Source organism: Pedobacter sp. T50_32, from assembly GCF_057652195.1.
On sequence record NZ_JBYFBY010000002.1, the window covers coordinates 892428 to 907217 of the forward strand.

At 39.1% G+C, this 14790-nt stretch carries 12 protein-coding genes; 6 read left to right on the forward strand and 6 right to left on the reverse strand.

What is annotated here, in order from left to right:
* Positions 1 to 187: 187 nt before the first annotated feature.
* On the reverse strand, positions 188 to 2659 hold the full coding sequence (locus tag AC23ME_RS09190; RefSeq protein WP_487727460.1) for a glycoside hydrolase family 31 protein: 2472 nt from the start codon (positions 2657 to 2659) through the stop codon (positions 188 to 190).
* Between the two features lie 580 nt (positions 2660 to 3239).
* Here AC23ME_RS09190 and AC23ME_RS09195 point away from each other — a divergent pair.
* The 3 genes from AC23ME_RS09195 (at position 3240) to AC23ME_RS09205 (ending at position 5618) form a co-directional block, all read left to right on the forward strand.
* Positions 3240 to 3869: an ABC transporter ATP-binding protein gene (locus tag AC23ME_RS09195; RefSeq protein ID WP_487727461.1), complete on the forward strand. Its 630-nt coding sequence runs from the start codon at positions 3240 to 3242 to the stop codon at positions 3867 to 3869.
* Entirely contained in the window at positions 3866 to 5092 is a 1227-nt protein-coding gene (locus AC23ME_RS09200; protein WP_487727462.1) for an ABC transporter permease, read from the forward strand. The genes AC23ME_RS09195 and AC23ME_RS09200 overlap by 4 nt, the downstream gene beginning before the upstream one ends.
* A 73-nt stretch (positions 5093 to 5165) precedes the next feature.
* Positions 5166 to 5618: a hypothetical protein gene (locus AC23ME_RS09205; RefSeq protein WP_487727463.1), complete on the forward strand. Its 453-nt coding sequence runs from the start codon at positions 5166 to 5168 to the stop codon at positions 5616 to 5618.
* Between the two features lie 243 nt (positions 5619 to 5861).
* Here the strand turns inward: AC23ME_RS09205 and AC23ME_RS09210 are convergent, their stop codons facing one another.
* From AC23ME_RS09210 to AC23ME_RS09220, 3 genes are all read right to left on the reverse strand, one after another.
* The gene (locus AC23ME_RS09210; protein WP_487727464.1) at positions 5862 to 6371 is read right to left on the reverse strand and encodes an FKBP-type peptidyl-prolyl cis-trans isomerase; all 510 of its coding nucleotides are present in this window, start codon (positions 6369 to 6371) and stop codon (positions 5862 to 5864) included.
* Positions 6372 to 6541: 170 nt separating this feature from the next.
* A complete protein-coding gene (locus tag AC23ME_RS09215; RefSeq protein WP_487727465.1) occupies positions 6542 to 7123 on the reverse strand; it encodes a hypothetical protein in 582 nt (193 codons plus the stop codon).
* A gap of 38 nt (positions 7124 to 7161) precedes the next feature.
* Positions 7162 to 9168, reverse strand: coding sequence for a thioredoxin domain-containing protein (locus AC23ME_RS09220; protein ID WP_487727466.1), 2007 nt, complete (start codon positions 9166 to 9168; stop codon positions 7162 to 7164).
* Between the two features lie 159 nt (positions 9169 to 9327).
* On the opposite strand from AC23ME_RS09220, the gene AC23ME_RS09225 reads away from it, so the two are divergent.
* The 3 genes from AC23ME_RS09225 to AC23ME_RS09235 all read left to right on the forward strand — a co-directional run bounded on the left by AC23ME_RS09225 (position 9328) and on the right by AC23ME_RS09235 (position 12092).
* Entirely contained in the window at positions 9328 to 10425 is a 1098-nt protein-coding gene (locus tag AC23ME_RS09225) for a mandelate racemase/muconate lactonizing enzyme family protein (RefSeq protein ID WP_487727467.1), read from the forward strand.
* A gap of 196 nt (positions 10426 to 10621) precedes the next feature.
* Positions 10622 to 11227: a GIN domain-containing protein gene (locus tag AC23ME_RS09230; RefSeq protein ID WP_487727468.1), complete on the forward strand. Its 606-nt coding sequence runs from the start codon at positions 10622 to 10624 to the stop codon at positions 11225 to 11227.
* A 100-nt stretch (positions 11228 to 11327) separates the two neighbouring features.
* Positions 11328 to 12092, forward strand: a complete 765-nt coding sequence (locus AC23ME_RS09235; protein WP_487727469.1) for a DeoR/GlpR family DNA-binding transcription regulator — start codon at positions 11328 to 11330, stop codon at positions 12090 to 12092.
* 32 nt (positions 12093 to 12124) lie between these two features.
* Here the strand turns inward: AC23ME_RS09235 and AC23ME_RS09240 are convergent, their stop codons facing one another.
* Positions 12125 to 13519 carry an FAD-dependent oxidoreductase gene (locus AC23ME_RS09240; protein WP_487727470.1) on the reverse strand — a complete coding sequence of 465 codons (1395 nt, stop codon included), beginning with the start codon at positions 13517 to 13519 and terminating at the stop codon, positions 12125 to 12127.
* Positions 13519 to 14778 (reverse strand): MFS transporter, encoded by a 1260-nt coding sequence (locus tag AC23ME_RS09245; RefSeq protein WP_487727471.1) that lies wholly within the window; start codon positions 14776 to 14778, stop codon positions 13519 to 13521. Before AC23ME_RS09245 ends, AC23ME_RS09240 begins: the two co-directional genes overlap by 1 nt.
* Positions 14779 to 14790 lie beyond the last annotated feature (12 nt).

A 14790-nucleotide genomic window follows, 5' to 3' on the forward strand; every position in this document is an offset into this window, starting at 1 on the left:
TATATAGGTTTACCTTGTCAAATCCTTTGAGGTAAAAAAGATTGAGAAAGAATAGGCTAAGCGCAAAGTTGAGTACAAAAACCAATTTGAAATGATGTAAGTAAAGAATTTTTAGCTTTTGATACATTTCAAATTGGGTTATTCAAGACCTGCAAGGTTTTTGAAACCTTACAGGTCTATGTGAGTTTTATCCCTTCAAAATATTAATTCTAGAGAAGTTTTTGTTCGATTTAAAACGTAAAATACCACGGTCGTTTACGATAAAATCTTTCACTTCTTTATCATCAACATACACTTTACCTACGTTAAACGGCAAAGCGATGATACGGAAATCATACAATTCATAAGTTGGTGTAAACAAACCTTCAATACTTTGTTCGATATTGAAACTGTTTCCATCGCCCTTCACATTGAATTTCTTCTCCAAGTAAATATCCTGCTCGTAAGCAAAAGTATCGCCATGGTCTTCGTACATAAACGAGTTCACTTCATAATCAGAATAGTAAACGTTCAACCACACTTCGTCGATATGTTTTTCGCCAACATACTGCATTACTGGATATTCTGGCATTACCGAACCAGCTCTTACGAACAAAGGCATCGTATCTAAAGGCGTATCAATTACATATTCGCTGCCACCTTCTAGCAATTCCAAAGTCCAATAGTTAAACCATTTTCCTTTTGGTAGGTAAACACGTCTTGAGGTTGCACCTTGCTCCAAAACTGGGCAAACCAAAATCTTATCGCCAAAAGTAAACTCATCCTGACGATAGTGGTTACCAATATTTTCCTGCTCCAACATCGCCAATGGGCGCAAAATTGGGAAACCATGACGGTGATGCTCCCAAAACACCGAATAAATGTACGGCATCAATTTATAACGTAGCTCAATGAACTTACGGTTAATCGAAGTAAATGGCTCGCCGAAACTCCAAGGCTCACGCTCACGGGTATCACCTGCAGAGTGGGCACGCATAAATGGAGAAAACACGCCTAGTTGTATCCAACGAGTGAACAATTCACCATCTGGCTCGCCGCTAAAACCACCAATATCTGTACCGCAGAACGGCACGCCAGAAATCGACATACGTTGACACTGAATGTTAGCCAATTTCAAATGCTCCCAAGTTGCCACGTTATCGCCAGTCCAAACCGAAGCATAGCGCTGCATACCCGAATAACCCGCTCTGGTGATGGTAAACGGACGTTTATTGCGTTGTAATTTCTTCAAACCTTCGTAAGTAGAACGCACCATTTGCATACCGTAAACGTTGTGTGCCTTACGGTGCGAACCACGGTAGCCGTCATAATTGTGGCGTACATCGTTAGGAAAAGTTCCCGCACCAAACACCGCTGGCTCGTTCATATCGTTCCAAAATCCGGCAACGCCCATATCTACCAATTCCTTGTACAAACCGCCCCACCATTCTCTCACGGTTGGGTTGGTAAAATCTGGAAACTGGCAGCGACCGGGCCAAACATGACCTTCCATAAAGTAATCATCACTTCTACGACAGAAATAATTATTGTCTTTTCCTTCCTTAAATACCCAGTAATTTTCGTCAACCTTAATTCCCGGGTCAATCATTACCACGGTTTTCATCCCCACGTCAGCCAACTCCTTAATCATCTTTTTAGGGTCTGGGAAATATTTTTTATTCCATGTAAAGCAACGGTAGCCGTCCATGTAATCAATATCCAAATAAATGGCATCGCAAGGAATATTCTGCGACCTAAAACCATCCACAATTTCTCTTACCTTACTTTCTGGATAGTAGCTCCAACGACATTGGTGGTAACCGATTGCCCATTTTGGTGGCAATTGGTGCGTCCCCGTTAACGATTGATAGCGTTTTACCACGTCCATCATGTGTGGACCGTGGATATAATAGTACTGCAATTCGCCACCGTCAGACCAAAAACTAGTCTTCGTGTTGTCCTGCATTCCAAAATCGAAGTACGATTTAAACGTATTATCGAAGAAAATTCCGTAAGCCTCGCCTTGGTTAATACACGTGTAAAACGGAATAGTACGATACAAAGGGTCTTGGTCCCAACCGTAAGAATAAGCATCAGTATTCCAGTTTTGGAACTTTCTGCCCCTCAAATTCATATTTCCCGACTTATCGCCCAAGCCAAAGAAATTCTCTTCCGCCTGGCATTGTTTGGTTGCATATACATAGAAACCGCCGAACTCCGCATTCTCTTCCCAGTGCATTGGCGATGCATCACTACTGGTTACCAAACCCGTAGCATTGCAAATAAACGAAATCAGAAAATCAGCTTTGCTAACCTTACAAGTAACCGTATTGGTCGAAATTAGGTAGGCATCCGTAGTGTCTTCCAACTTAAAAGTAGTCACTTTTTGGTCTACCTGTTCTACCGCGTAAGAAAAATCGGCCAAGAAAGTACCATGTGGCGCTAAACGAACCCTGATAATTTCATCGCTCACCACACGCACCTCAACGCTTGCACTACCATCAGAAAAATAGAACTTATTGCCCTCTTTTTTAACACTTTTTACCGACGTTAAGTACTCTTTTTCAATCGCTTTTATATCCGTCACCGGATTATTTAAATGCTGAACTACTTCTTCTTCAAACTGTTCCTTGTTATGTATTTCCGTAACCTCAAAATCTTTGTTCAGTTCGTCTCCCATATAATTTTTAATTTAAACTTGCCTCAACAAAACCTCATTTATTTAACTGTTTTGTTGATAGATATGTATTTAATAGATGTTTTAATGATACCGTAAATATATAATAATTACCTTTTAAGGCAAATAAAACGAATGTTAAGTTTTCCAGATTAAACACGTTTACAACCTAATTAGGCTTCAAAAACCACTTAACGTACAATTAACACTAAGACTGGGCAAAAGTTGGAATTATTTTAATTTTTAGAAAAGCAGGTTTTGTAATGCTATTTAAGGATAGTCCCGCTTTTCGTTAAAATCTTTTTGTTGGCACTGCCGTTCATACCTTTCATGTTGAGCTTGTCGAAACATCTACTCATCAACAAATAATCCTTCGACGGGCTCAGGATGACGCAACAAAAAGTATTTCCACTTCAATCGGGTTTGACTAACAAAAGATTGTGCAAAAAAACCAAAAGCTGCACCTGCTAATGTTCGCGTCCCCGCCAACGTTTATTAATAACTTCGCAGTAGCAAATACTTTACACATTCACAACGTTCTATTTAAGCGCTTATCTTATTTTTGTAGCTTACAGAAAAACGAATGATTTCAATTACATCTGTTTCACATCAATATGGCGCTGAGCAAGCACTAACATTTGCCGATTGGCAAGTGAACAACGGCGAGCAATGGCTACTACTTGGACAATCAGGCAGTGGAAAAACTACTTTATTGCACATTTTAACGGGTTTGCTTAAACCAACTGCTGGCGAAATCAAAATTAACGATACTAATTTATACTCACTTTCATCTAAAAAATTGGATGAATTTAGAGGGCAGCATATTGGCATTGTGTTCCAAAAGCCACACCTGATTAAAAGTCTAAATATAACCGAGAATCTAATTTTAGCACAAAGTTTTGCAGGCCTACCTACCGATAAAAATCGTATTGAAGAAGTTTTGGCTTCCTTAGATATGGCACACAAAAAGAATGCTTATCCACAAGAGCTAAGTCAGGGGCAGTTGCAACGTGTGACTATTGCCAGAGCAGTAATTAACAAACCAACGTTATTAATTGCCGATGAACCAACCTCAAGTTTAGACGACAAAAATGCGGAAGCAGTATTGGCTTTGTTAAAAGAACAATCGGAACTAAATAAAGCTACTTTGGTAGTTGCCACCCACGACAAAAGAGTAAAAGATGCGTTTAACCTAACTTACAGCCTGTCATGAGCCCTTTTAAAATAAGCTGGAAAAACATTTGGTCTAAGCCATTAAATGCATCGCTAAACATCTTGTTAATTGCATTTGGAACTGCGATTTTAACAGTTCTGCTACTGGCATCAACCCAAATAGAAGATAAATTAGAAAAGAATTCGAAAGATATTGACTTGGTAGTTGGTGCCAAAGGTAGTCCGCTACAATTAATTTTAAGTAGCATCTATTACATCGATTTTCCAACTGGAAACATCCCGATGAAAGAGGCCAAGAAATTAATGAAAAGTCCTTTCGTAAAACGTGCTGTACCTTTGGCTTTAGGCGATAACTACAATGGTGTACGCATTGTTGGTACCGATAGTAATTACATCAGCCTTTATGGCTTAACCACGCAAAGCGGCAAGTTTTGGGAAGCTGATTTAGAAGCAACTATTGGCGCAAACGTAGCAAAAGAACAAAACCTGAAAGTGGGCGATACCTTTTTTGGCGGTCACGGTTTAACCGAAATGAAGGACGAACACAAAGACCACGCTTACAAAGTAGTCGGCATTTTGTCACCGCAGCAAAACGTAACCGATAATTTGATTTTAACGGCTATCGGCAGTGTCTGGAAGATGCATGGCGACGAAGGTCATACCGAAGAAGAACACCATGACCATAAACACGGAACCGAAGCCGACCACGCTCACGATGAAGACAGGGAATTTACTTCGTTGTTAATCCAATACCGTTCTTCAATGGCTGTGGCTATGTTTCCGATGATGGTAAATCAAACTACCAATATGCAAGCGGCTAGTCCAGCACAAGAAAGCACTCGTTTGTTCTCTTTAATTGGCGTTGGGGTAGATACTTTACAATGGTTTGCCCTACTGATTATGTTCATTGCAGCCATCAGCGTGTTTGTAAACTTATACAATTCCTTAAAAGAAAGAAGTTACGATTTAGCCATCATGCGTACTTTGGGCGCATCAAAAGGCAAACTTTTTTCGTTAATCATTTTAGAAGGCTTAATTTTGACCTTAATAGGCACAATAATTGGAGTTGCTTTAGGACACAGCATTTTACATTTGATTGGAAGTTATCAGGAAAGCAGTCAGGCGAAGATGAATGGTTTGCTTTTCATAAATGAAGAATTTTATATACTGGCGGCAGGTTTATTAATTGGAATTATTGCAGCGATTATTCCAGCAATACAAGCTTACCGTTCGAACATATCGAAGATTTTAGCAAAGAATTAATATAAAAACACATAGGCACATAGACATAATAGAAATTAAAACTATGTTTCTATGTGGTAAAACATAAACACAGATGAAAAAACTAACATTCATATTCTTATTATTTATCGGATTTGGCATTAACAAAGCTCAAGCACAACACGACCCCAGCGACCAAATCCTTTCTGCTAATTGGGATGTAATTGGCGATGTAGAGTTTAAAATGGCAAAAGACGATAGTGAAATGTACGCCATCTTTAACAACGACATCAAGAAACGAGCGGGCAAACCTTTTGAATTGGAAGGTTATATCGTGCCAATTAAAGATGGCATGAAACAAACTAAGTTTATGCTTTCTACGCTGCCAATTAACCAGTGTTTTTATTGCGGTAAAAATGGTGTACCTATCATGGTAGAAGTTCAATTGAAAGAACCTACAAAGTTCACTTATCAGACCATTAAAGTAAAAGGTACTTTGAAACTAAGTACTGCAAATGCATTAGATGCTTCGCCAATTTCGTTATTGAATGGTGTGGTGGTAAAGTAATAGAGCCATAAATAATTCGTCATTGCGAGGCACAGTTTATCCCGAGCAGTCGGGAAAGCAATCTTACAACGACAAATAAATAGCTTTAAGATTGCTTCGTACCTCGCAATGACGGCAAGAATAAAAATAAAAAAGTCCCTAAGCAGAATGCCTAGGGACTTTTTTTATTATACGCTTTGTCATTTCGAACGCATGTGAGAAATCTAATTAAATTCCTCAAAAGAAATAACTAAAAGCTAATTACTAGTGACCAGAATGTCCGTCAGCGCCGTGAGCGTGACCATGCGACAATTCATCAGCTGTTGCTTCTCTTACTGTTAAAATTTTACCAGCGAAGATTAGGTTTTTACCAGCCATCGGGTGGTTTAAGTCTACCGAGATAATCTCCTCGCCTACTGCAGTTACGCCAGCACGGAATTGGTTACCTTGGTTATCTTGCAAAGGAATTACATCACCAACGTTAGGTAATTGTTCAGCACCACCTTCTTTAAACATGCTTACAGGCAAATCTACGTGAGCTCCTGGGTCAATTTCTCCGTAACCATCAGCAGCTTCTAACTCAAAAGCGTATTCATCACCAACAGTCAAACCTGCTAAGTGCTCTTCAAATTTTGGCAACATCATACCCACACCATATAAAAATACAAGTGGATTTTCTTCAGTAGCTTTCTCTACAAAAACTTTGTTTCCTTCTGGAGTTGTGGTATGTAGCTCGTAAGTAAGAGAAACTACCGTGTTAGATGTAATCTTCATTATTTTCTATTTTATTTTATCAATTGATGAGGCTATTTAAGTGTATTATTACACATTTAACGCCTCTTCTAAATGCTCGGCAAATATAGCTTAATTATTAGGTTAACAAAAAACCAGTGCTATTGTTGAAAGGATTATGAATTTAATATGTCTATCTAGATAAAGAGCGACTATTTTGACACATTACGCATCCCGCTTTTCATCATTTCTGCATACATCTCGTCTAGAAAGCCTTGCTGCTCTTTGTTATTCTTAAAATATCTTTGATAGAGCACGCTGCAACTTTGCACATCAGCAATATTATCGGGATTGAAAGACCAATCATCTTTGTTTTTAATAGCGATGCCGAGCTCATCGTCGCAGCTTTGCCACATATCTGTAAACCTATTGCGTTGCTCTTTTGTCAACTTACGAAAATCGGCAGATACGTTAAACCCACGTATTTCGGAGTTGAAAAACTGAGCAATTGAAGTTATCGGAACTCCGCCCCAATGTATCGTTTCACCCTCAGGAAGCCTGATAGCCGTTAGCTTACTTTCGCTCAACATCTTATCCTGCTTTCCTTTTTTAAACCAACTTTCTTCGTAAACCAATGTTGTACCTGCGGGCACTGGTATTTTCTTAACAACCAAAGGTTTTGTGGTTACGAAATAAGGATAATTTGGCCGACTGTTACCTCCAGTTGGGTTCATATTACCAACGCAGCCGGTAAGTAAAGTAACAAGTAATAGCGGAAGTTTAAAAAATTTCATAGGTTATGTTTGGCAAAACGGGTACAAATAAAATGCCGTTATTTAATGTGCTCCAACGCTTCTTCAACGGTACCAACTGGCAACTGGCAGGTTTTATTTCTACACACATAAATCTTCGTTTCCTCACTTTGCTTATGTTGCAGTAAAGGCAAGCTGCTCTTGTTACCCGCCAAAGTAATTTTATTTGGGATGTATTGCTTATCCAACTCCTTTTTCACGGTTCTAAAATCATTTCCGGCAACAGCAATTTCGTTGATACCGTAAATTTCGTTTAATAACTGGATACTCCAATTAGAGTATGCAGAACCATAAGCTTTAATACGAGGTTGCACAGCTTTTAGCATAGCTGATGCCCGTTCTCTGTAAGCTTCATCATCGAAAAACAGACCCAATTTTTGCAAGTTCTGCGCCATTACCGAGTTAGAAGCAGGAATTACATTATCCATTACTTCGTGTTTACGAGCAATTAAACTTTCGCCTTTATTAGAAGTGTAGAAGAACATCACATTGTGCTCATCAGCAAAGTTTGACAAGACATAATCCGTTAGTTCTTGTGCTTCGTTTAACCAAGCTTCATTAAAATCAGTTTCGTAAAGTGCAATTAAAGCCTCAATTAAAAAAGCGTAATCATCAAGAAAACCTTTGATACTAGCGTTGCCATTTTTGTAGTTTCGATACAAACCACCATCTTCAGCCATTAAGTTATTAAGGATAAAGCTTGCCGCCTTCTTAGCTTTTTCGTAATAAGCATCATCATTTAAAACTTGAGCAGCATCCGCTAGACCTTTAATCACTTGCGCATTCCAGGCGGTCAGGCATTTATCATCCAATCCTGGTCTTACGCGTTCCGCTCTTTTTGCTAACAATTTTGATTTCGCTTCTTCAATGGCAGTTTCAAAATCAGCTTTGCTCAAATTGTATTTTTCAATTAACGTTTCATCCGAAAAATTGCGACGTAAGATATTTGTATGCTCCTCTTCCCAATTGCCATCTTCGGTAATGTTAAAGTAATCTAACAACATCGGATTTGCACCAACTACAGCTTCAAAATCAGCTTTGCTCCAAACGTAAAACTTACCTTCCACACCTTCGCTGTCCGCATCTAATGCAGAATAAAATAAGCCATCGGGCGATGTCATTTCTCTATCAATCCAATCTATAGTTTGCTTAATTACCGCTACGTAGGGCTCTAGTTTTAAGCATTGATAAGCCTCAGCGTACAAACTTACCAGCTGTGCATTGTCGTAAAGCATCTTCTCGAAATGCGGCACATGCCATTGCCCATCAACCGAGTAGCGTGCAAAACCGCCACCAATCTGGTCGTAAATACCACCTGTAGCCATTGCTTCTAGCGTAGTCATTACTTGCATCATTGCGGCTTGGTCATCCTTTAAATAAGCATAGCGTAACAAAAAAGACCAGTTGTTTGGCAGAGGGAATTTAGGAGCTCTGTTGTAACCGCCTTCAATCGGGTCGAAGTTCCTTTTCCAAGGTTCTGCAATTTCCACTAGCTGCTCTTCGTTGAAAGTCAAATCTTCATTACCAGCCTCTATCAACTCTGCTTGCTGCAAACCTTCCGTTAATCGCTCTGCGTATTTGATAGCTTTTTCAGGTTCTTTTTCCCACAAATTAGCGAGGTTGAGCAAAATATTAATCCAATCTGCTTTACGAAAATACGTGCCACCATAAATTGGACGTTGGTCGGGCAAACAAATCGCGTTTAGCGGCCAACCACCGTTCCCATTCATCAATTGTACCGCCAACATATAAATCTGGTCAATATCTGGTCGCTCCTCCCTATCTACCTTAATACAAACAAAGTGCTTGTTCATTACTTCGGCAACCTCGTGGCTTTCGAAACTTTCATGCTCCATCACGTGGCACCAATGGCAAGCAGAATATCCAACACTTACAATAATCAACTTATTTTCATCCTTCGCTTTTTTTAAGGATGTTTCATTCCACTCGTACCATTCTACGGGATTATAAGCGTGTTGCAATAAATAAGGGGATGAGGCATTGATGAGACTATTGGCTTCTTGCATTTGGAGGTGAGATTTGAGATGTGAGATTTGAGATATTTCGCTGAAATCAAGTAAAAATATAAATTATCTATTTAACCCTTTTCATTTAGTTTTGTTTTTTACTTTAGTGCTGTCAAATCTCACATCTCGTATCTGTTGTCTCATATCTCAAAAAAGAAAATGAAAATTACCCACACCGAAATTTACCGTTTTAGTATCCCGATGGAGCCTTTTGTAATTGCTACAGGTACCATGCATTTTGCGCAAAATGTTTTAGTAAGGATTTTTACCGACGAAGGTATTCATGGTAACGGGGAATGTTCTGCCTTTCCGATGATTGTTGGGGAAACACAAGAAACCTGCTTGGCAATGGCGAAGGATTTTGCAACGATTTTGAAAGGCAAAGACCCGTTGGATATTCCAGCGAGAATGAACGATTTATTAGGTTATGCAGCACACAATCCAACTATTAAGAGTGCTTTTGATATGGCACTGTTTGACATTGCAGCAAAACATGCCAATCAACCATTATATCAGTTCTTAGGCGGACACAAGCGCACCATAGAAACAGATATGACTTTGGGAATTGGTACGCCAGAAGAAATGGCAGCCAAAGCAGTTGAGCATGTAAATAATGGCTGTACAATTATCAAAATTAAGCTGGGCAAGAAAGTACATGAAGATATTGACCGTGTTGCTGCCATTAGAAATGCAGTTGGCGATGACATCACTTTACGATTAGATGCGAACCAAGGCTGGAGCTTTGATGATGCGCTTTTTGCTTTAACAGAACTGGAGAAATTTAACATCGAGTTTTGTGAGCAACCCATGCGTACTTGGTTCGACGATAAATTACCAGAACTAAATGTGAACTCCCCTATTAAATTAATGGCTGATGAGAGTTGTTACAACCATCACGATGCTCGAAAATTAATCAATTCACAAGCCACTACATTCCTAAATATCAAGTTTTCTAAATCTGGCGGAATTTTAGAAGCACAGAAAATACATGAAATCGCTTTGCAAAATGGCGTAAAATGTATGATTGGAAGTATGTTAGAAAGCCGCTTAGCGTTGACCGCTAATTTACATTTTGCTTTAGCGAGCCCAAATGTGGTGTACTTTGATTTAGATACCTGCTTACTTGGACACCTAGCCGACCCTGTTGTTGGCGGGTTAACCTACGAAGGTTTCATGCTAGACGTACCAGATACTCCTGGAATTGGCGCCGAAGCAGATGAGTTTTTCTTAGAGAAGTGCGAAAGTTGGACGGTGTAAATTTGAAATGACTGAATGAGAGAATGATTAAATGAACTTCACAAGATTTTTCTTTAAAATATTTTAACAAAAACTTAATCATCTACGAAGACTTTCGGAGTTTCGTCGATAAAAATCCGGCGTTTGTCGATTACTCGTAATTTGCGTGCAACGTTTTTCTCTGGTTTGCGTCTTACTAAAAAAACACAAATCAATTATGAAACAAAGAACTACTTCGCTATTCGCTATCGGGATGTTAGCTTTAGCCATCAGCACATCATCAGTTAATGCAAAAGACGCAGTTAATCCGATTGCAACTACCTATAAATATAAACATACTGAAGAGCAAAATGCTCCAAAGAAATTAATCGTTTCGGGCAATGTAGAAGTAACTTTAGTACAAGACCACGACAGCAAGAAACTTTACACAACAGAAGGAACCGCAAAAGCTAGAGTTTACACTACAGACGATGCTATTCACGTATCGACCAAAAAAAATTCTGAAACAGTAAAAATCACGCTTTATGTGGGCAATATTTATAGAATTGACGTAGCAGGCAACGCAGTAGTTAATACTAAAAATACCCTAAACACGAAGCATCTACAAATCATTTTACAAGATGATGCTAAAGCCGATATCAGTTCTAAAACAGAAAGCTTATTTACTAAATTAAGTAATGAAAGCGCTTTGAAATTAAACGGCAGCACTCAGCTACATGCTATTTCTACTAACGAGCTGGCTACGTTGAATACTAAGAATTTTAAAGCTGCAAAAACCGAGGTTGAAAACAGAAATTCTGCGGATTACGCAAAAGCTAAATAATACTACACACACAAATTCAAAGCGCTATATCGGTTAGGTGTAGCGCTTTTTTTATGCAACAATAAATCTATATATTAGCAGCAAAACTTATTGTAAGAAAATGAAAAGCATCACCGATAGACACGAATACATCCTTAAAAAACTAAAAGACGATGGTAAAGTAAGCATTATTGAACTGATAGATTTAATGAAAGTTTCTGGTGTAACCATCAGAAAGGATTTAAAGATGTTGGAAGATAAAAACTTGCTATTTAGAACTAGAGGTGGTGGTTCTATCAAAAATCCTTACGCAAGCGAACGCAGCATTTATGAAAAAGAGCTGATTAATGCTGATGAGAAGCAGCGCATCGCAAAAGCCGCTTTAAAACTCATCAAGAATACAGACTCGATTACTATTGGGTCTGGATCTACTGTTTTTGAGATTGCGAGATTTTTAAACCCAACAGAACATATTACCGTAATTACGCCAGCTTTAAAGGTTGGTTTGGAATTAAGCAACCGAAACAATGTTGAGGTTTTGCAACTAGGCGGAATGATACGATCTAACTCTTCATCTGTTGCAGGAAATTTTGCAGAAAAAACATTGGAAGAAATTTCTTGCGGTATTCTTTTTCTAGGTGTTGATGGGATTGATCTAGATTTCGGATTTTCTATCACCAATTTAGCAGAAGCGGCACTAGATCAAAAAATGATTGAAACTGCCCAAACTGTGGTAATTGTGGCTGATAGTACTAAATTCGACAAGCGAGGCTTAGGTAAGGTTTGTACTTTTGAGCAGGTATCTTATGTAATTACCGATGATAAAGTACCAGCAATGGCGGTACAACAGTTAGAAGAAAAAGGAGTGAAAGTTATCGTTGTATAACCTCCACCCTTTACTTATATACAACTTCTAACTTAAGCAATAACTTCGGTTTCATTTAAATAGGCTCCTTTTTCGAGCAACTCGGCACGTAATTTTTGTACATCTAATTGCGAAGGAAGCACGCCATTGCGGATAGCTAATTTAGCTGCCCTGCCTGCAGCCTCGCCCATAGCCATACAAGGTGCCATTACCCTAATTGCAGACATTGCCTCATGTGTAGTAGAAATACATCTGCCAGCAATGATCAAATTTTCAATTTTTTGTGGGATTAATGTACGGTAGGGAATGTCGTAACAATCGCCGCACCAAGTTAATGTACAACCACCACCTTCGGGATGGTGAATATCTAACGGATAGCTTGCTACTGCAACCGAATCATCAAATCTACGGCAACTTAAAATATCATCTGCGGTCATTACATATTGCCCTACGATACGACGGGTTTCTCTAATTCCCAAGAAAGGCGCCATTTTTGTGAAATATGAACCTTCAAACCCTGGTACAAACTCTTTCAAATAGCGCTGTATTTCTTCTACCTGTTTACGTCCTTCTATTTCTCCATGAGTTAAACTATCTGGACTAGTGCCATCAACACCATTAATTCTAGACATATTTACCCATACTTCGCCTTCACGTAAACCAGTAATTAAAATTGTTCTTTCTACAGGCAAATGATAGCCAGCCTCACGAGCTTTTTGCATTACACTTCTTAAACCCACCACTATAAATTGGTTATTTTGCCCAAAATATTCTGCAGGGATAAAATCTGTTAAGTAGGTTCTAGGTTCTTCGGCAATAGACATTCTCAATTTTTCTGTATCAACACCTCCCATGCAAAACATTAAGGTTGGCGGCTGCGCCCCTCCCACCTCATTTCCTTGTTCGCAAGGTACTCCAGCTTTAAAAGCAACATCGGCATCGCCAGTACAATCTATAATTGTTTTCGCTAAAATCACTTCCCTTCCAGATTTGCTTTCGATAATTACACCTTTCAATTGGTTTTCTTCCTTAATTACACCCACACAGAAAGCATACAGCAATACGTCAACTCCGGCTTCAATGAGCATTTCGAGGCCAACATTTTTTACTGCTTCTGGCTCAACTAATGTTAAGCTCATGTGCAATGGACAAGGTCTATGTTCACTGGCGCCATCAACAGTTCTAAGTTTGTCTATAAATTTTTGGGGAATACCTTTAATGATTTGATTTCCTTTCTGACCTAAAAAACCTAGGATAGGCAACCCAATAGTCATATTACCGCCAACAAAACTTCTGTTTTCGATTAGCATTACTTTCAAACCATCTTCGGCAGCGGCTTGTGCAGCAATTAATCCAGCTGGACCACCGCCTACCACTAATACATCAACCTCTTTTTTTATAGCTAGTTCTTTAGCTGGCTCTGTAAATGTCTTCACTTGCTCATTCATTATATTTTCAATATTAGTTCTTCATTTTTTGGTTTTTCTGGCTTAATCATTGTCCATAGAAGTATTACCCCTATTGGATGTAAAAAAGCCATAGCTATAAATATTTTCTCAGCTCCCAACGTGCCCATTAATTGCCCAACAAAATAGTTGAACAACACTGCTCCTCCTGCACCAAAACCTCCTGCAATACCCAATACACTAGCTACATTTTTTGAAGGGAAAGCTTCTGCAACCACCACACTGATGGTAAAAAGCCAACTTAAGCAGGCAATAGCTACGAAACTGAAAATCAACACTGTTGAAAAAGCACTTGGTAAATAAGGCGTAAAGGCACAAAGTGGCGATAAAATTGCAACTACTGTCAGCATTACTTTCCTAGCCGCTAAGGGCTTTTTACCCTTGCGCACCATCCGATCTGACCAAGCCGATGTTGCAATAGCACCTAAGTCTGCAACTAAAAAAGGTATCCAACCGTAAAGTCCCATTTCTTTTAGTGATAACCCAGATTGCTCCTGCAAATATCCAGGCAACCAAAATAGACAGAAATACCAAACTGGGTCGGTTACGAAACGAATGAGCAATATGCCCCAAAGACTTTGCGTTTTCCACAGTTGCGACCATTTAAAACCTGTGGCTTCGGTTTCTGTCTTGCTTTCGGTGCTTTCGGCCAAAATTCTAGCTGGCGGATCTTTATAAATTGTGATCCATAGCAGCGCAATGATTAAACCGATTATACCAGCTACGAAGAAAACAGTATGCCAATCATATTTTAACGCTAACCAAGCGACTAACGGAGGAGCAATAATGGCACCGATAGAACTACCTGCAATGCAAAGACTGTTTGCAGTTGCCCGTAATTTACCTGGAAACCAAATGGTGATGACACGCAACTGAGCTGGAAAGTTAGTTGGTTCTGCTGCCCCCAACATCCCCCTGAAAAATGTAAACTGACCAACGGTTCGTGAAAAACCGCCACCAATACATGCCAACGACCAGCCAATCACACCCCAAAACATAGTTAATCTTGCACCAAACCTATCAACCAACCAACCAGTAACTGGATACATTAAAGCATAGCAAACTGTGAAAATGTTAACTATTACAGCATATCCATCATCTTTAAGTTGAAATTCTTCTTTAAGTATTGGTTTTAAAATGGACACAATTTGTCTATCGAAATAATTGAACACGATAGCGAAAAAAATGACCGCAACAATTGCCCAGCGCCTACGCTCTGGAATTAGAAATGGTTTGCTCATAGTCTTGGTTTA